Source organism: Nocardia sp. NPDC004604 (assembly GCF_040609795.1).
Classification (GTDB): domain Bacteria; phylum Actinomycetota; class Actinomycetes; order Mycobacteriales; family Mycobacteriaceae; genus Nocardia.
The window spans coordinates 66889-87563 of the sequence record NZ_JBEXLC010000003.1 but is presented as its reverse complement, the minus strand read 5'-3'; the positions used below and the strand labels follow the sequence as shown (position 1 = coordinate 87563).

Below are 20675 nucleotides of genomic sequence, written 5' to 3'. Positions count from 1 at the left end.
TTTACTTCTCCTCATTCCATTTTGTGTCGGCATCCGACTCCGGTCGGTTCGGAATATCCAGCGTGGGACCGGTTTGCGGTGTCCAGCTGTAGAACATGTGGGCGCGCGCATCCGCCGGGGATTGCCATGTCGCAAGGTAGGGTGAAATGAATTCACCCAGCCGGGAGCTCACGCGCGCGAACTCCGGATGCTGCTGAGCCGTACCGATTGCGGCCGCGCTGGGTTCCGCAGTCTCCAGCAAGTGCACATAGAGATCACCCAGGACGTAGAGCTCTCGCCGGGCGACGCCTGCGATCGCCGGCAGATCCGTCGCGTCGGATTCGGCGAAGATCTCGGCAACGCGGGAAGCAGCGTGCGGAAGTACTCGAGCGATGATCAACGAACGATTCATTTCGAAACCCCGCGCCTGCCGAAAACGACTCGCTCGGACGCACGCGCCATTGCAGCGCAGTTGCTACAACGTTGAATAAACATAGAGCTTCTCCTATATGGATTCGTGGGTAAATGGGCTCGACGCCGGAATACATCGAGGCGTGCCATGAACTTTACTGGCGGAGCCGGGCGGTAATCCACAACCCTTGATGTGCTTTAACCAGCACCTTTGGGTTGCGATAAACAACACCAAGGTAGCGCTGTACGATGGGATAAGATTCCACGACTTTCGTAGCAACGATCGTGGAACACCGTCGAAATGGCGTTAACGACGATGCAGTTGCACGCGATTCGCCGCCGCGAGAATGGATGCGGAAACAATATTGCTAATTGCAATATTCTATAGAAGCGAAGCGGCCGTGCGCCCGATCGGGGCTGCCCAGGAGTCCAGCGCCGAGCACAACGCCCGAATCCGCACTGCGTTTGCCGCTGGACGTACTCAGTGTGCGGGATATCTTGACCCACAACTGATCTCGAAGTTGTGCGTAATGGTTGACAATGACGGGGTTGATAATCGCAACCCCAGCCCGGCAGGACAGAGCCGTCGCGCTCGAAGACATCATCATCGACACCCCTAGAGGCCTGCGCGCTCGCTGTCCATCGCCGATGTCTTCCTGCGCCGACAGGACTGGAAGCTCCGGACGCTACCGCGACTCGGCGGGCTGACGTCAGCGCACGGCGGGCCGGCCAGCACAGCGGGATACCGATCCGGCGCATTTGGATAGCGCGGCAAACTCGACATAGCCACAGATTTGCCAGATGCCCACAGGATTCGGCATTTCTCCCTACCCTGGCGGCCCCGGCCGCTTAAGCTGACTGCGCCGCAACGTGCGACAAATACTCGAGGTCGGGATAGACGTCCAGGAGGTGCGGAATGCCGGAAGCCGGTCGTTGGTGCCGATCGCGTCCGATATTGATTGCGAGCATGTTGCCGATTGCGGTCGTTCTCGGCACCGGAGTAGCCAGCGCATCCCCGTATGACACTGCGCAGGCACCTGCCACGTCACCGACGACAGCGGACCGGCTATCGCTGACGCGCCATGAGCACGGGCAAGATCCTTTCCCGTCGCCGACCCTGCTCGCTCTACTCGGCCAGTCGCCGATCGGTACGCACCGCATCGATCGTGTTCTCGGCACAGCGAATCCGCTCGCCGCCGACAGCTGGACCCGAATCGCGACGGTGGACGCGCCGGACGCGCCGCCGGCCGTGGATCAGGAGCCGATCCAGGCGTTCTGCGAGCACATCCCGGTGGATCCCCGCCGATGCTCCGTCACCGCCGTGGACGCGAGCGTCGGTGCGGCAATCGGTGCGGGCCTCGCCGCGGGAGTGTTCGCGCCCGTCGCGGTGGCCGCTGGCGCGGTCGGCGCGGCCGCCGGGTTCGTCGCCGGTATCCCGTTCATGCCGACCGGCTTGGTTGCCGGCCCGCTCCTCGGCGCGGCCGTCGGCGCCGCCGCCATTGCCGGACCTGCCGCCGTGCTCGGTGGGGCACTCGGGGCATCGGTCGGGGTGGTAGTCGGCATCACCACGCCCCTCCCGTGAGCGGACGGGCGAACCGATGGATTCGGTTCGCCCACACCTCACCGAAATAGACGCAATCATCGATCCAGTCGTGCATTGAGAATCCGGGCGATCTGGGCAATCGCATCCGGCTCGGTCATTGCGAGGTGGGTCGCATCGATGTCGAAAACCGAGATCTGACCCCGGACCACCCGCGCCCATCCCTCGTGACCCGCAGCATCGGATCGCCTTTCACGTGTCGCGGCGAAGTAGAGCATGTCGCTGTCCAGGACCGCGGGCCGCCACGCACCGGCTGCCCGCACCGCCAGGTTGTAGGCGTCGGTCAGGCGCTCGATCCGTGCGGCGTCGATACCGAGGCTGCCTCCCAGGTGCCGTTCGATCAGGTCGGCGGCCTCCTCGGCGGTCGCATCGGGGCTCACGAAATCGACGCCCATGACCGGGCCGAGATTGCCGATCAGTTCTCCGGGCGTGACGGCGCGCAGCGTCGACTCGTCGACACCGTCCACCTCGGCGTCCAACAGCGCCAACAGCGCAACCTGTTCACCGGCGGCGCGCATCTCGACGGCAATGGCATGGGCGATCACACCACCCAGCGACCAGCCGAGGAGATGATATGGGCCGTGTGGCTGAACCGCGCGAATCTCGTCGAAGTAGCGTTCGGCCATTTCTTCGATCGACGTGGGACCGGGGATCTCGCCGCCGATTTGTGGCGCCTGCAGGCCGTAGATCGGTCGACCGTCGGAGAGGTACCGGTCGAGTGTGCGGTAACACCACGACAGGCCCACCGCCGGGTGGATACAGAACAGTGGCGCTCGCTCACCGCCGGTCCGGATCGGCAGCAGCACGTCGAAACCGTCATCGGTCCGGTCGACCGCCCGACCCGAGCGCATTCCGGATTCGATCCGCTTTGCCAGGTCGGCCGGACAATGATCCGACAGCATCCAGCTGATCGGAATCTCGTAGTCGAGTTCCTTGCGCAACTCGCTCACCACTTGCACCGACTTCAGCGAGTTACCACCCAAGGCGTAGAAGTCGTCATCGACGCCAACCCGATCCACGCCGAGTACCGTTCCGAAGGCCCGGGCGACCTCCCCTTCCAGCCACGATGAGGGCTCCCGGAACTCCCCTATCGCGAGCACCGGCTCCGGTAACCGCGTGCGGTCCAGCTTCCCCGACGCGGTGAGGGGCACCGTGTCGAGCACCATCATCGTGGCGGGCACCATGTAGTCGGGCAGTTTGGCTGCCGCGTGCGCCGAGACCGCTGCGGTGTCGACCGTGGCGCCCGCGGCAGGCACGAGGTAGCCGACGAGGTGGTCCACCGCACCGGTCGAGCGCACCACAGCGATTGCCCGGGCGATGCTGGGATGCTCGGCAAGTACCGCCTCGATTTCACCGAGTTCGATGCGCAGGCCGCGCAGCTTCACCTGGAAATCGGTGCGGCCCAGGTATTCCAATTCGCCGTCGTGGCGCCAGCGCACCAAGTCGCCGGTGCGGTACATGCGTCGGCCGTCACCGTACGGGTCGGGCACGAACCGTTCCGCGGTGAGGCCCGGACGTGACCGATAGCCGCGCGCGAGCTGGGCGCCCGCCAAGTACAACTCCCCGGCGACACCGGGCGGCACCGGACGCAACCGGTTGTCGAGTACGTATGCCCGCGTGTTCCATACCGGTGTGCCCATCGGCATGCTCCCGCTGTCGGCTTCGGTCACCGGATGCGCGGTCGCGCACACGGTGAACTCGGTCGGCCCGTACAGATTGTGCAACTCGACCCCGGGCACCATTCGCCGCACCGCGGCCACCACCTCGGGGCCGAATGCCTCACCGCCCACCAGGAGCGTCCGCACCGATTCCAGCGACCCCGCAGGCGCCGCGTCCGCAAATACCGCCAGCATCGACGGCACCAAGGCGGTGATCGTGACCCGCTGGGTGGCAATGGTTTCGGCGAGATAGGCAGGGTCGGTATGTCCGTCGGCTCGCGCGATCACCAGCCGCGCCCCCACCGCCAGTGTCGCGAACAGCTCCCACACCGACATGTCGAACGTGGCCGGGGACTTCAGCATTATGACGTCATTCGGCGTCAGCGCGTAGGTCCCGCTGAGCCACCGCACCTGGTTGACCGCCGAACAATGCGATACCGCAACGCCTTTCGGCCGCCCGGTCGACCCGGAAGTGAAGAGCACATAAGCGACATTGTGCGGCCGCAGCGGTGCGAGCCGATCGGCGTCGGTGACCGGCGCATCATCGAATCCGGACAGCTCCAGTCCATCGAGGGACGACAGCTCGAGCACCGGTGCGGCGATCGACTGCATGTACGCGATACGGTCGTCGGGAAGTTCCGGATCGACCGGCACGTACCCACCGCCAGCGGCGTGCACCGCGTACATGGCGGTGACCTGGTCCACTGAACGCGCCATCCGCAGCGCCACCAACGACTCCGGCCCCACTCCGCGCGAGATCAACCACCGCGCCAACCGGTATACGCGAGACGCGAATTCCGCATAGGTCAGCGACTGTTCGCCGAATATCACCGCGGGCCGGTCCGCATACGACTGCACGGAGTGGGCGAAGACCGAGGTGAGCGTCTCTCCGGACGGGAGCCTGCGATCGGTCGAATTCCACTGCGTCAGAACGGCTTCCCGTTCATCGGCGCCGAGCAGGTCCACCTCGTGTACCGGCTGTGCCGCATCGGTCACCAGTGCGCCGAGCAACCGCAGCAGGCGATCGACGATCGTGGTCACCGTCATCGCGTCGAAGAGGTCGCTCGCGTAGGTCACCGCGCCGCCGATACCGGCCGGGGCACCGGTGGAGTCGTAGGAATCCGACACCGTGATCTGCAGATCGAACAGTGCGGTGTCGGCCTCGGCGGTCACGGCCGACGCCGAGAGCCCAGGAAGTTCGAACTCGGCCGTCCCGACGTTCTGGAATGCCAGCATTACCTGGAACAGTGGATGGTGGGCATGCGACCGCACCGGATTCAGCTCCTGCACCAGCCGCTCGAACGGAACATCGGCGTGCCCGAACGCGGCCAGATCGGTCCCGCGCACGTGCTCGAGCAGCTGGGTGAAGGTCATCCCCGGGGTCAACCTGGTCCGCAGCACCAGGGTATTGACGAACATCCCGACCAGATCGTCGAGTTCGGGTTCGCCGCGTCCAGCGTATGGAGTGCCGATCGCTATATCGTCGCCACCGGCCAGCCGAGCCAGCGTGGCCGCGAGCGCAGCGTGGAAGACCATGAACAGCGTCGTGTTGTGTGCCCGCGCGACCCGCTGCACTCCCGCGTGCAGATCGGCATCGAGAGTTATCGGTACGCTCGCGCCCGCATAGGTCTGCACGGGTGGACGCGGTCGGTCGGTCGGCAGCTCCAGCAGCACCGGTAGCTCCGCCAATTCGAGTGTCCAGTAGTCGATCTGGGCGCGTAGCAGCGATTCGGGATCGTCTTCGGTGCCCAGCACCGTCCGCTGCCAGATCGCGTAGTCGGCGTACTGCACCGGCAGCAGCGACCAGTTCGGCGTCTCCCCGAGCCAGTGCGCCGTGTACGCGGTCATCATGTCCCGTGCCAGCGGGCCGAGCGACGATCCGTCGCAGGAAATGTGGTGCACCACCACGGCCAGGACCCACTCGTTCGGCCCGAGTTCGAACAACCGAATCCGCACCGGCGCATCGACTGTCACATCGAACGCCGTCGAGACGAACGCCGATAACGACTCGGCCAGCTCCGGTTCCGTGACCGAGGTCACCGATATCGGTGCAAGTGCCTCGGCGACGGGCAGGACAACCTGCAACGGCTCGCCTTCGGCATACGGGTATACGGTCCGCAGTACCTCGTGCCGGTTCAGCACGTCCTCGATGGCCGCACGCAGCGCGTCGAGATTCAGCTTTCCGGACAGCCGTAGCACGATCGGAATGCTGTAGGCGGCCGAGCCGGGTTCGAGGCGGTTCAGGAACCACATCCGCTGCTGTGCGTACGACAGCGGAATTCGCTGCGGCCGTGGCTGTGCGGTCAGTGCCACCCGACCGGTGTCGGCCTGCGATTCGGCGCGCGCGGCCAACCTGGCAACCGTCGGCGCCTCGAAAATCATCGATGCCGGGATGGTCGCGTCGAGCGCGGCACCGATCCGCGCGGCCACGCGGGTGGCCACCAGGCTGTTGCCACCCAGTTCGAAGAAATCGTCGTCGGCGCCTACCGGACCGTCGATGCCGAGGACGTCGGCGAATACACCGGCAACTATTTCCTCCACCGGTGACGCCGGGGCCCGGAATCGCTTGGCCTGGACGACGGGTGCGGGCAGGGCCGCGCGGTCGAGCTTGCCATTCGGCGACAGTGGGACCGCATCGAGGATCACTACCGCGGCGGGCACCAGGTATGACGGCAACACTTCGGCCAACGCCGCCCGCAACTGTTCGCCCGATAGGCTCGCCCCGTTTTCGGGCACCGCATAGGACACCAACTGCGCCGGACCCGTGCCCGCATGCCACGGCACCGTGACCGCGTATGCCACCTCCGCCCGCGCGCTCAGCACCGCATCGATCTCGCCCAGCTCGACCCGGTAACCACGGATTTTCACCTGGAAATCGTTGCGCCCCAGGAACTCCAGGGCACCCTCGGTATTCCAGCGCACCACATCACCGGTGCGGTACATGCGGCGTCCCGGTGCTGCGAACGGATGCGCCACGAACCGCGCTGCATTGGTAGCCGCCTTGTTCAGATATCCGCGCGCCAGCGCCGGGCCCGCCAGATACAGCTCTCCGGCCACCCCCACCGGCACCGGTTGCAGCCGGGCATCCAGGACCAGCGCCTGTATTCCCGGCAGCGGGGCACCGATCGTCAGCCGGTCATCCGGTTGCAGTGCACCCGTCGCCGTGGCGATTATCGTGGCCTCGGTCGGCCCGTACAGCACCTGGAACTTCCGGGCGCCTGCGATATCGGTGCCCGCCCATCGGCGCACCAGATCCGCCGGGACCTCCTCACCGCCGGACATCACCAGCCGCAAGTCGTCCAGCCCGGCCGGATCCACCGACGCGAGCGCGGCCGGGGTCATGAAGGCGTGGGTGATCCGCTGCACGCGCAGGAACTCGGCCAGCTCACCGCCGCCGTAGATCCCCGTCGGCGCCACGACCAGTGCGCCGGCCCGGCTGACCGCAATAAGGATCTCCATCAGCGCGGCGTCGAACGACGGCGACGCGAAATGCAACACCCTGGACATGCGCCGGAGTTCGCGGTCGGCGCGCCGCCCCGAGATGAAGTCGGCAATGCCGGCATGTGTGCTGGCGACGCCCTTCGGAACCCCGGTGGATCCGGAGGTGAAGATCACGTAGGCGATGTCCGAGGCCCGCAGTGGCCGCGTCCGCTCGTCGTCGCCGATCGGGCCGCTCGCCGCCGCGTCGATCTGTGCGGCGACGGCCGGGTCGTCGAGCACGATCCAGTCCACCGAATCGGGCACCTGGGCACGCGCCGACGACACCGTAACCCCCAGCGTCGCATCGGAATCCGACACCATCTGCGCGATCCGGCCTTCGGGATAGCCGGGGTCCACCGGCACGTGTGCCGCACCCGACTTCACCACCGCCCACCAGGCGACGACGGACTCCATCGACCGCGCCGCCGCAACCAGCACCGGAGTCTCCGGTCCGGCACCACGGCGGATCAGTAGTCTCGCCAGTCGGTTCGATCGTTCGTCCAGCTGTGCATACGACAATGTGGCATCCCCCGCGACAACGGCGATACCGTCGCTGTTGTCGCGGACGGCCGAGGCGAACACCTCCGGCAGCAATACGGACGGCTCCAGCGCCGCCACGGTGTGTGCCCCCACCCGTGACGCCCCTACCCGTGACGTGAGCGCCGAGCGCTCGTCGGCTTCCAGCCAGTCGATATCCCCGACCACGACGGCCGGATCGTCGGCTACGGCTTCCAGCACCCGCACCAGGCGTCGGACAATCCCCGCCGCGGTCGCCTCGTCGAACAGCTCCGACGCATAGGTCATCATTCCCGAGATGCCTTGCGCCACACCGACATTGCCGAAAGAATCGGACAGCACCAGTTGCAGGTCGAATTGGCTCGCCCCGGTATCCACATCCGCCCGGGCAACCCGGACGCCGGGCAGCGCCACATCGACCGTCGACACGTTCTGGAACGCCAAGGCCACCTGGAACAACGGATGTCGCGCCGCCGACCGCTCCGGGTTCAACTCCTCCACGACCCGCTCGAACGGCACGTCCGCGTGCTCGAACGCCAGCAGGTCCGTCTCCCGGGTACGCATCAGCAACTCGGCGAACGGCTCGCCCGTATCCACCCGGGTCCGCAATACGAGGGTGTTCACGAACATCCCCACCAGATCGTCCAGACCGGGCTCGCCCCGCCCCGCGACCGGGGTGCCGATAACTACGTCATCGCTGCCACTGAGCCGCCCCAATACCGTTGCCAGCGCGGCATGCATCACCATGAACAGCGACGACCCCCGCGAGTGTGCCAGCACGAGCAGCCGCTCGTGCAGCCTCGCACCGATCTCCACCGGTACCCGGCCTCCCGATAGTGATGCGACGGCCGGGCGTGGTCGATCCGCCGGTAGTTCCAGCCGGTCCGGAGCGCCCGCGAGCGTCGAGCGCCAGAACTCCAACTGCGCGGACATCAGCGATGCCGGATCGTCTGCGGCCCCCAGCATCTGCCGCTGCCACCACGCGAAATCCGCGTACTGCACAGCGAGCGGCTCCCATTCCGGCGGGTGCCCGGCCAGTCGCGCGGTATACGCAGTCATTACGTCACGGGCCAGCGGCCCCATCGACTGACCATCACCGGCGATGTGATGGACCACCAGCACCAGCAGGAATTCTCCGGTGTCACCGTCGAGCTCGAACAATCCCACCCGCATCGGCACTCGGACGGTCACATCGAATCCGCGCCGGACGAACTCGCCCACCACATCCGGGACCGAATCCGCCGACACCGGCACCGGCTCCACCGGCACCGCGGGCTCGTCGAGAACGACCTGCCGCGGCTCACCCGAGACGTCCGGATATATCGTCCGCAGTACCTCGTGACGTGCCATCACATCTGCGAGCGCGGCCGCCAACGCTGCGGTATCCAGCCGTCCCGACAACCGCAGCAGCACCGGAATGTTGTATGCCGCAGAATCCGGCTCGAACCGGTTCAGGAACCACATCCGCTGCTGTGCCAGCGACAGCGGTACGGGGTCGGGGTGCACTCCGGGCAGCAGGGGCAACCGGCCCGCACCGCTGAGAGACCCTGCACGCGCGGCCAATTCGCCGACGGTCGGCGCCTCGAATACCGACCGCACCGGCACTCGTAGGTCCATGGCCGCGCCTATGCGCGCCACCACCAGCGCGGCGCTCAGCGAATCGCCGCCCAGCGCGAAGAAGTCGTCGTCGACTCCCACCCGGTCCACCTGGAGGACTTGCTCGAATGCCCGCGCGACCAGCTCTTCCAATCCTGGCGATGGCGCCCGGAATTCGCGCGCGAGGGCAACGGGCTCGGGCAACCGCTCGCGATCCAGCTTCCCGTTGGCGGTCAGCGGCACCTCGTCCAGCACCATCACCGCGGATGGCACCATGTACCTGGGCAGGGCCTCGGCCAGCGCCGCGCGCAACTCCTCGCCCGATACCTGTGTCCCGGTAGCGGGCACGACATAGGACACCAGCAGCACCGGTCGCCCGCCATCGCGGCGCGGCACGGTGACCGCATATGCCACATCCGCACGCGCACCCAGCAGCGCATCGATCTCGCCCAGCTCGACCCTGGTGCCGTGCACCTTCACCTGAAAATCGTTGCGCCCCAGGAACTCCATCTCACCATCGGCGGTGCGGCGCACCACATCACCGGTGCGGTACATGCGCTGCCCCGGCTCCCCGAACGGGTATGCGACGAACCGCGCCGCGGTCAACCCCATCTTGGCGATGTACCCATCGGCCAGCCCGGCGCCGAACAGGTACAGCTCGCCCGCGACACCGTATGGCACGGGCCGCAACCAGGTATCGAGCACCACGGCCGCGACGGGGCCGACCGGCCTGCCGATCGTGATCGCGGCACCGGGTACCAGTGCATCACCGGCGGTAGCCCAGATGGTGCCTTCGCTCGGCCCATAGAGATTGACCATGGTGCGATGCGGCGCCCACCGATCGACCAGTTCCGGCCCGACCGACTCACCGGCTGTTGCCAGCACGCGCAGCCCGTCGAGACGGGCGCACGGGACTGTCGCCAGCACCGACGGGGTCAGCACGGCATGCGAAATATGTTCGCGCCCGATCAGATCCGCCAGCTCGGGTCCGGCGTAGACATCGGCCGACGATACGACCAGCCGACCGCCCGAGCCGTGCGCCATCAACAACTCGAATACCGAGGCGTCGAAGCTGGGCGAGGCGACCTGCAGCACCACCGACATCGTGTCGACACCGAGTATTCGCCGCTGTGCCGCGACGATATCGGCCAGGCCACGATGGCTGACGAGTACGCCCTTGGGCGTTCCGGTCGATCCGGAGGTGTAGCTCACGTAGGCGATCTGATCCCGCCGGATCGGTCCGCCGCGTTCGGCATCGGTGATCGGCGTGGCCGGAACCGAGTCCACTGCGTCGAGCGTTTGCTCCTCGTCGAGCACCAGCCAGTCGACGCCGACGGGAAGATGCTTCCTGACAGACGTATCGGTCAGCCCGAGCACGGTTTCCGAGTCCGACAGCAGAAATTCGATCCGCTCCGGTGGCAGGGTCGGATCGATCGGCAGGAATGCGGCACCGGTCTTCGCCACGGCCCACACGGTGACCGGCGCCGCCAGGGATCGCGGAAGCACGGAGGCAACGACCTGTCCCCGCCGAGCGCCGTGCCGCAGCAGGACCCGAGCCAGACGAGCGGATCGCTCGTCGAGCTGCCGATAGGTCATCGCGGCCGTACCGCACCGCACGGCGATCGCGTCGGGGTCGGCGACAGCGGAAGCGGCGAGTATCCGGTCCAACGTGTCCGGGATCGCGGCTTCCGCACCCGAAACCGGCCATGTGGGTCCCGGTTCCTCGTCGAGCGGCAGCTCGGCCAGCCGCAGGTCGGCATTTGCGCCGATTCGGCACAGCAACTCGACGAAGCGGTCGAGGATGCGCCGCGCCGACGTGGTGTCGAACGCGTGGTCGTGGAATCGGAGGGTGATCCGCAGTCCCTGTGCGTCGCCGTCCTCGGACTGCGTCGGTTCCACGGCCAGGCTCAGCGGGTACGGCGTTGCGTCCACACCGCTGAGTTCGTCCACCTGCAGGCCCGCCGAATCGACGAGTTGCTGCAGTGCCGCCCGGTCGACGGGGAACGACTGGAAGGTAATGGCGGTGTCGAAGAGTTCGGGCAGGCCGACGCTGCGGTGAATCTCGGATAGGCCGATGTGGTGATGCTCCAGCATGCGGGCGTGATGCGCCTGAATGCCGGTCAGCAATGCGCGCACCGTCATTGTGGGTTCGAGCGGAACTCGCACGGGAATCGTATTCAGGAACATGCCGAGCGTCTGATCGACCAGTGGCAACTCCGGAGGTCGGCCCGACACCGAGGAGCCGAAGATCACATCGGTCTCACCGGTCAGTAGCCGTAGATTCAGGGCCCAGGCCGCGGCGACCGCGGTATTGATGGTGACGGCAGCCTCCGCCGCCATTCGACGGAGTTCTCCGAAACGATCGGCGGTCAGCTCGGCCACCACCTCACCGGCGGATACGGAGCCCGCCGCGCCAGCCGCGCGGGATACCCGGGTGGGTGCGTCGACATCCGAAAAGGCTTGCGCCCATGCCGCTTTGGATGCGGCGCTGTCCTGCCGACCCAGCCAGGACAGATAGTCGCGGTAGGAGGGAGCAGGTCCGGCGGAGTCGATATGTGCGGGAGATCCGTAGTAGTCGAGCAGTTCTCGCATCAGCAACGGCATCGACCAGCCATCCAGGATCACATGGTGATTCGTGACGAGCAGCCGGAAGGACACCGCATCGAGGCGGATCAGTGTGAAGCGCAGGAGCGGAGGAGCCGATAGGTCGAACCCCGCCGCCGCGTCCGCTGCGGCAATCGATTCCGGGTCGGCCGGGGGTTCCGCATTGCCACCACCGACGAGATCGATCTCCCGGAACGGGATCTCGGCATGGTCCAGCACGATCTGGCACGGCCCGGCCGAGGTCTCCACAAAGGCGGCCCGCAGGATATCGTGCCGGTCGACCACGGCCTGAGCCGCACGTCGCAGGCGCTCGGCGTCGACCGCGCCGGAAAATCCGATCATCGTCTGGACGGTGTAGTTGTCCCCCGCATCCGGGTCGAACGTCGAGTGGAAGTGCATCCCGGATTGCGTGGGCGATAACGGCCATACGTCGGACAGGCCGCGGTATTGCCGCTCGAGCCGATCGATGTCCTGTTGGGTGAGCGCGACGAGCGGAAGATCCGCGGCGCGATCGGCCGTCGGGAGTCGAGGGGGTTCCTCGATGGTCGCGGGAGGCGCGTCGCCGCCCGCCAGTTCGGCGAGGGCGGCAACTGTCTTGCCTTCGAATACATCTCGCGGCTTGAGCGTGAGCCCGGCGGATCTCGCCAGCGCCACCAGCCGCATCGAGACGATGCTGTCCCCGCCGAGCGCGAAGAAGTTGCTATCGGCAGACACGGTGTCGATATGGAGCACATCGGCGAAGAGCTTCGCCACGACCTGCTCCAGCTGCGTCGACGGCGGTCTGCCGCCCGCGGTGTCGGAATCGAAGGTGCGCCGCTGCAATGTTTCCCGATCGATCTTTCCGGTAGGCGTGCGCGGCATCTCGTCGAGCCGCACGATCGCCGCGGGATTCATATAGCGGGGTAGCCTGCCCGCGAGATCGTCGCCGAGTGCCGCCACATCCACGGCAGCGCCCGGCGCGAAGACGACATAGGACACCAGAACCGGTTCGCCCGCAGGCCCTTTCACCGCAACAGTGGCGACGCTCGCCACCCCCGGATGTTGCGCGATATGGGCATCGACTTCCCCCGGCTCGATCCGCAGGCCGTGAATCTTGACCTGCTGATCGCAGCGGCCCAAGTATTCCAGGGCCAGCCCGGCGCGTCCGCGCACCCAGCGCACGGAATCACCGGTGCGGTAGATCCGCTCGCCGCGGGCGGATCGCGGATCCGCAACAAAGCGCGACGCCGTCACGCCCGGTCGATCGACGTACCCGCGGGCAAGTCCGGGCCCACCGATATAGAGTTCGCCCGCGACTCCGATCGGCACCGGTCGCAGCCACATATCGAGAACCATCGCGGACGCGCCTCGGATCGGGCCACCGATAGTCACCGGCTCGCCGGGTACCAGGACATCCGACCCCGTGGCCCAGATCGTGCACTCGGTCGGTCCGTAGTGATTCATCAGCCGTCGCCCAGGGCCCCACCGCTCGACGGTGTCCGGCCCGGTCGCTTCGCCGACGACCGCGAGCGATGTCAATGACGGTGTCCGGGACGGATCCAGGGTGTTCAGCACGGACGGGGTGATGATCGCGTGCGAAACCTGCTGCGACCCGACCAATTCCTCGAGGTCGGCCCCGGCGTACACCTCCGGTGGCGCCACCACGAGACAGGCGCCATTGCTGTGCGCCAACAGCAACTCCGACAGGCAGGCGTCGAATCCCGGCGAAGCGACCTGCAACACCACCGAATCCGTATCCACACCGAAGGCGTCGACTTGCGCGGCGACCAGGTCGGCCAGACCGCGATGGCTGAGCTGGACCGCCTTCGGTTTGCCGGTCGATCCGGAGGTATAGATCACGTATGCCGCATTGTCGGCCGACAGCCGGTCGGCCCCGGCCGGGATATCGGACGGACGAGGTAGACCGTCCTGAGCGTCCGAATCCGAAGCGGCCAGGATCAACCAGTCGACAGTATCCGGAAGCTGCGGTGCCACAGCGCTGGTCGTCACGCCCAGACCGGTCCGCGAGTCGGACAACAACTCCGCGATCCGCACGGCGGGGTTACCAGGATCCAATGGCAGGAAGGCGGCACCTGTCTTCGCGACCGCCCAGATCGCAACGATCAGTTCGGCCGAACGGGGAACGGCCAATGCGACGATCGACTCGGCGCGAGCACCGTGGTCGGCCAGCAGGCGAGCCAACCCGTCGGCGCGATGCTCGAGCTCACGATAGGTCCACGCGGTGTCATCGCACCGGACAGCCACGGCATCCGGATACCTGCGCGCGGTCCCCCACAGGATGTCGCGGAGCACGAACTCCGCGGCCGCCTCCTCGCTGCCGACCGAAAGTAGCTCCGCCCGTTCGGAATTCCAGCAGGAGGAGATCGCAGCGACCTTCCTGGCGGGATCATTGACGATCTGGGTGAGCAGCAGCTCGAATCGTGCGAGCAGCGTGCGGGCATCGTCCGGTTCGAATCGATCGGTGGCGAATTTCACCGTCACCGTGAAGGTGCCGGGCTCGTCGGCATCCGCTCGGCCGTCGCGACTCGACCGCGGCGGGGTCACTTGCAAACTCAGCGGATACGGCGTGGCATCGTGCGCGTCGATCTCGACGAGCCGCAATCCGGCGTCGGACAGATTGCGCGCCAACAGTTCCCGGTCCAGCGGATAGGACTCGAGCACCGTCGCGGTGTCGAACATATCGGCGATACCGGCGGCCCGTTGCAACTCCGCCAAGCCGATGTGCTGGTGGTCCAGCATTGCGGCCTGTTCGGATTGCACGCGGACGAGCAGGTCGCCGACGGTTTCGTCGGGTTGGAGCCGGACTCGGACAGGCAGCGTGTTGACGAGGAGCCCGACCATGCGCTCGACATCCGGAAGCTGCGGCGGGCGCTGCGACAGCGTATTGCCGAACACCACGTCCGACCGTCCCGTCAGTACGGCCACCAGCAATGCCCACGCCACCTGCAGGGCCGTGTTGGCAGTGACGCCGTGCGAGCGGCCCAGATCGAGAATCGCGGCGGTGGTCGCGGCATCCAGATTCAGGCCGACTGCACCGGCGTCCGCGGTGACCGTCCGATCGGACCCGCTGGTGACCCGGGTCGGACTGTCGATTCCGGCGAGCATCTCCCGCCACGCGGCGGTTGCGGCGTCGCGATCCTGAACCTGTAGCCACTGCAGATACTCTCGATACGAACGCGGGGGCGCAAGCTCGGCGGTATCGCCATCGGATGTGTACAACGAGAGCAATTCGTGGATCAGCAGCGGCATCGACCAGCCATCCAGCACGAGGTGGTGGTTGGTGACCAGCAGCTGGAACATCTCGACGCCGGTGCGCACGAGGTGGAAACGCACCAGCGGCGGGCGGGCCGGGTCGAACGGAGCCGCAGCCGCCGTCGCGAGTCGCCGAAGTACCTGCGCCTGCTGCCCGACATCGCTGATATCGCCGACACTCGACTCGCCCCAATCAACCCTGGTGTCGCGCAATACGATCTGACGTGGCCCATCGGCACTTTCGACGAACGCGGTCCGCAGGCTGTCGTGCCGGTCGATGAGCACCTGCGCGGCCCGTCGCATCCGCTCCCCATCCACCCGCCCGGCAAATGTCAGCGCCGCCTGCACGATGTAGCCGTCCTCGCCGTCGCGGTCGTAGACCGTGTGGAACAGCAGTCCGGACTGCAGGGCGGTCAGGGGCCACACATCGGTCATCGACGGGTATTCCCGCAGCCAGTTGTCGATATCGTCCTGCGGTACCGCGACGAGCGGGAAGTCGGATGGGGTGAAGCCGGGTGTGGTGTCGGATCGGACGTGATCGGCAAGCGCCCCCAGGGCGCGAACCCACAGCCCGGCGAGTTCGTCGACCTCCTCGCCACGCAACACCTGTGAGGCGAACTCCCAGGTCGCGTGGATTTCGAGCCCGTCGCGACCTTCCTCGGCGATCGCATTGATATCGAGCGCGGCGGCCAGCGCCATCTCCGGATCGCTCGTCGCGGTCAGTGCGGTGAATTCAGTGGTGGGTGCCCAGGGCCCCGAGCGTTCACCGACGCCCACCCGCCCGAGGTAGTTGAAACTGATCTCGGGTTCGGGCAGGTCGGCGAGCTCGGCGCTCCCCTGGGGATCCAGATGACGCAGCATCTGATAGCCGATGCCGTTACCGGGCACCGCGCGCAGCTGCTCCTTCACCTGCTTTATCGCCAGTCCCGCGCTGATGCCGCCGGACAGCGCATCATCGAGGTCGACACTTTCCCATTCGATCCGGACCGGGAAGCGTGTGGTGAACCAGCCCACGGTGGCGCTGAGATCGGCGCCGGGTACGGCCCGCTCCTCGCGACCGTGCCCCTCCACCGAGATCAGCTCTCCGGCGGCCGTCGCCGTACCGCGCCTGCGCCGCCACTCACCGAGTGCCAGTACCAGCGCCGCCAGCAGCGGATCGTTGGCACTGCAGTGGAAGCGGTCCGGAATGGCGGTGAGAACCGCATGGGCAACCGCTGCCGGGATGCGCTGATGTATCCGGCCCGCGGTGGCCCCGATGTCACGATCCGGAACCAGACGACGTGATCCGAGTGGCTGATCACCTCGCTCGAGTACGTCTTTCCACAGGTCGAGCTCCGCCGACCGCCTGCCCGGCGCCCGCTCGACCAGGCCGTGCGCCCACCGTCGGAACGAGGTGGTGACCGGGCCGAAATGCGGTTCGCCGCCGTCGGAAATCTGCGACCAGGCCTGCGCGAGGTCGGCGAGGATGATGCGCCACGACACCGCGTCGACGGCGAGATGATGGATCGCCAGCCACATCAGGTCGGGTCCCGAGCCGTCGCAATCGTGGATCCAGACGGCCTGAACGAGCACACCGTTGCCGGGGTCCAATCGATCCGCGGCCTTCTGCAGGTGCCGGTCGACTTCGGCGGCGTCACGTCGATCGAGCCGAACATCGACGAGCGCGGCGTCCGGATCGACCGCTTCCCGATCGAGTACCTCGACGTACCGATCAACCGAATCACCGCCGCGGAGTACCGCACGCAGCATGTCGTGACGGTCCAGCAGGGATCCCAATGCGCGCACGAGACCCGCTCGATCGACCCGCTCGGGCAGTTGCACGAGCGCGGCCTGCGCAAATCGGTCGTAATGACCTCGATCGATCATTGCGTGCATGATCGGCGACAACGGCATCGGCCCTACACCGCCACCGGGCAACTCGGCCAATTCGGGGGTATCGCGGACTTCCGTCGCCGTGGCCGCCAGGCCCGCGACGGTCTTGTGCACGAACACATCCTGTGTGGAGAAACTCAGGCCCTCGGCCTTGGCCCGCGCCACCAGCCGGATCGACAGAATGCTGTCGCCGCCCAGGGCGAAGAAGCTGTCGTCCGCCCCGACCAGAGGCACGCCGAGCACCTCGGCGAACAGCCTTGCGACCGTCTTTTCCCGGGCGGTGGCCGGCGCCCGACCGACCGGCGCGGTCCCGAACTCGGGCTTCGGCAAGGCGCTGCGATCGAGCTTGCCGACGGCGTTCACCGGGAAGCTGTCCAGCGAGAGGATCACTGCCGGGACCATATGCGGCGGCAGCGAAGCGCGGGCGAAGCGCTGGAGTTCCAGCGGATCGATCCGGTGGCCGCTGACCGGGACGACATAGGACGCCAGCACGGTCGTGTCGGCGTTGTTCTGCACCGGCACCGTGACCGAAAGGTCCACGTCCTCGTGGGTGGTGAGCGCGGCGTCGATTTCACCCGGTTCGATCCGGTACCCGCGGATCTTGACCTGGAAGTCGGTGCGCCCCATCAATTCCAGCGTCATCTCGGCGTTGTCGCCGGTCCAGCGCGCGATATCGCCGGTGCGGTACATCCGCTCGCCGGTACCACCGTAGGGATCGGCGACGAACCGGGCGGCGGTTTCGACGAACAGGTGGCTGTATCCACGGGCCAATCCCGGTCCGGCGAGATACAACTCGCCCATGGTGCCCTTGGGCACCGGTTGGAGCGTGCGGTCCAGCACCATCGCCGAGACGCCGCTGATGGGGCCACCGACTGTGTGGGCGCGGCCGGGTTTCAACATGGCGGAGACGGCGGTCACGGTGGTTTCAGTCGGACCGTATTCGTTGTACATGGACAACAGTGGTGTCCACCGCTCGATGACGTGCGGTGGACATACGTCGCCCCCGACCACGACTACCCGCAGATCGGTCATCGGATGTGGGTCCACGGTTGCCAGCACCGTGGGCGTCAGCGTCAGGTGTGTCACGTGCTCGTCGGCCAGCAGTTGCGTCAGCGGCTCACCGCCGGTCACCTCGGGCGGCACGATCACCAGCGTGGATCCGTTCGCGAAGCAGGTCAGAAACTGCTCCAGAGAGGCGTCGAAACTGGGCGAGAGGGCATAGGACACGCGCGATGTCGTGTCGATGCCGTACGTGGCGGCGCGGTCGGAAATGAGATTCGCGAGGCCGGTGTGGGTGACCTGGACGCCTTTCGGCGCTCCGGTAGATCCGGAGGTGTAGGTGATGTAGGCGACGTTGGACGGCCGCAGTGGGCGGATACGGTCATCGTCGGAAATCGGCCCGCCCGCGGTGTCGGATTCCCACCGGGTCGCGGGGTCGTCGAGAACCACACGGTGTATCTCCTGCGGGAGTCGCCCACGCAGGGCATCGACCGTGATCGCCACTGTTGCGCCACTATCGGCGATCACGTGGTCTATCCGCTTCGACGGATACTCGGGGGACAACTGCACGAAGGCGGCACCGCATTTCGCGACCGCCCATGTCGCGACGACCGATTCGACCGAGCGGGGCAGCATGATCGCCACCGCCGTGTCCGGGCCACAACCCAGAGCTATCAGATCCCGGGCCAGCTGGGAGGATCTGGTGTCCAGCTCGCCGTACGTCATCGTCTGCCCGGCCGAGGCGATCGCGCACGCGCGACGATTCCGGTGCGCACTCTCGGTCAGAATCTCCGGAAGCAGCCGTGTTTCGACCCCGCTCGGCCCCCGCACCGGCAGCAGCGCAGACCGTTCCTGCACTTCGAGCAGCGGCAGTCTGCTGACCGGACATCCCTTACCCCCGGCGAGGAACTCGCGCAGAAACATGAGGAACCGGCGGTGGTGACCAGCGAGCTCGTCCGGGCTGTAGGCATTCGGATTCCCCTGGAAGTCGATCTGTGTACTGTCTTTGCCCGCACCCGGGTAGATATTGACGAAAAGGTCGGCGGTAGGGCCGGAAGTGAGGATGTTCAGCCGGCCTGTCGTATTGCCGAGCACAACCTCGTTCTCGATCATCATGAGGTTCACGGCCGGCCCGAAGGATGCCGCCTCGTCGCGCACCATCCCCATGTCATGGAATATGTCCTCTTGGCGGTAGCGCTGCCGTCGAAGCGCACTCGTCAACTCGCTCGACACGGCGGCAATCAGTTCACCGACGCTGCGGCCGGCGACCTGCACTCGCAGCGGGACCACATTTGCCACCATCCCCCCGGAACGGCGCAGCACGGCGGAGTGCCGACCCGAAACCGGCAGGCTCAGCAATACTTCATCGCTTCCGGTCATCCGCGCGAGATAGGCGGCGAACGCCGCGACGATGATCGGAGTCACGCTCGGGCCGTGCTCGAGCGCGACGCTTTCCAGCAGCTGCGCGGTGTCGTCGGAAAGTTCGGTGCTGACCAGCGCCGGATGAATGGTGGGCTTGCCCACACGCCCGGCCAGGCTGACGACAGGAGGCGCGCCTGCCAGGTGCTCCAGCCAGTACTTGCGGTCGTTGTCGAATCGCTCCGAACCTCGGTACGCCAGATCTTGCTCGACGATGTCCCCCAGGTCCTGCGCCGTGCACGGCGCCGCGTCCTCGGACTGCACCCAAGCGTTGTACAGCTCGGTTATCCGGTGCACCATGGTTACCGCGGCAAATCCGTCGAGCGCGATATGGTGCGCGCGCTGATACCACAGGAAATGGCCCTCGCCGACCTGGAACACAATGCTCGTCATGAGGTCGTCATGCAGCAGGTCCAGCGGAGCAGAATAATCCTGAACCATCAGTCTGTGCGCAGTCGCGACCGGATCGGCGTGCCGGCGCAAGTCCATGACCGACACCTGACCTCCATGGTCCTCGTCGACGAACTGACGTGGCTCTCCGTCGACCTCGATCAGGTGCATATGTCCGGATCCGAACTCGCGACCGGCGGTTCTGCAGGCCTCGGCGAGCAATTCCGTGTCCAACTCGCCGGTGATCTCGACGTATTGGGCCACCGATATCGGCGACGATTCCGCGAGGTGCTGGGCAAACCAGATTCCCCGCTGTGCAGCGGTCAGCGGAAGCACGAATGACGGCCGTCGCGCGGACCCATCACCATTGGAGCGCGCGCTGGAACCGTTACCCGAATCCGGGTTTCCGGAAAAACTGAATGGGCCGGTTTGCAACGATTTCGACGAGTCCGGACTGCCATCGTCGCCGCTCTTCGATTGGTCCATTTCGACCTCCGCTGATACCACTCATTGCAGAAGCTCAGCTATTGCCGTGAAGTTGCCGATATCAGCTTGCTGAAGTTTTGCAACATAGTGACGACAACCAGACTGCATGCCCGGGGAAGCGTCGGCGTGACATCGGCACCCGATTTCGCCGACGCATGCGCGACGTTCCAACCGGTCGGACCTCTCGGTCATCCGTCCATCGTGAGGTTGCCCGCGGCACAATCCCAGGGACTAAAGTCACAAGTTTCGAGTACGATTCGGCATCCAGCAGCAAATGCAGCGCAGACGCTCGCCGCGCTGTCAGGGTAGCTATAACGTGGTTGGACATGTCATCAGAGCTCGAAGGAGCACTTCAGGTCAGTAGATCGGCAACACATTGGCTAATACTTACCATGATCAGTCAGATTAGGCTA

General features: G+C 66.3%; 3 protein-coding genes. 1 reads left to right on the top strand and 2 read right to left on the bottom strand.

The window, feature by feature from the left end:
* Position 1 precedes the first annotated feature (1 nt).
* Positions 2 to 391 carry a TcmI family type II polyketide cyclase gene (locus ABZW16_RS02635; protein WP_354951409.1) on the bottom strand — a complete coding sequence of 130 codons (390 nt, stop codon included), beginning with the start codon at positions 389 to 391 and terminating at the stop codon, positions 2 to 4.
* A 966-nt stretch (positions 392 to 1357) separates the two neighbouring features.
* Here ABZW16_RS02635 and ABZW16_RS02630 point away from each other — a divergent pair.
* Entirely contained in the window at positions 1358 to 1972 is a 615-nt protein-coding gene (locus ABZW16_RS02630; protein WP_354951407.1) for a hypothetical protein, read from the top strand.
* Between the two features lie 56 nt (positions 1973 to 2028).
* On the opposite strand, the gene ABZW16_RS02625 is transcribed toward ABZW16_RS02630, so the two are convergent.
* The gene (locus tag ABZW16_RS02625) at positions 2029 to 20262 is read right to left on the bottom strand and encodes an amino acid adenylation domain-containing protein (RefSeq protein ID WP_354951405.1); all 18234 of its coding nucleotides are present in this window, start codon (positions 20260 to 20262) and stop codon (positions 2029 to 2031) included.
* Positions 20263 to 20675: the final 413 nt, after the last annotated feature.

Coding starts and splice junctions, on each gene's coding strand:
- ABZW16_RS02625 (WP_354951405.1), bottom strand. CDS start 20,262: ATGGACCAATCGAAGAGCGGCGACGATGGCAGTCCGGACTCGTCGAAA.
- ABZW16_RS02630 (WP_354951407.1), top strand. CDS start 1,358: ATGTTGCCGATTGCGGTCGTTCTCGGCACCGGAGTAGCCAGCGCATCC.
- ABZW16_RS02635 (WP_354951409.1), bottom strand. CDS start 391: ATGAATCGTTCGTTGATCATCGCTCGAGTACTTCCGCACGCTGCTTCC.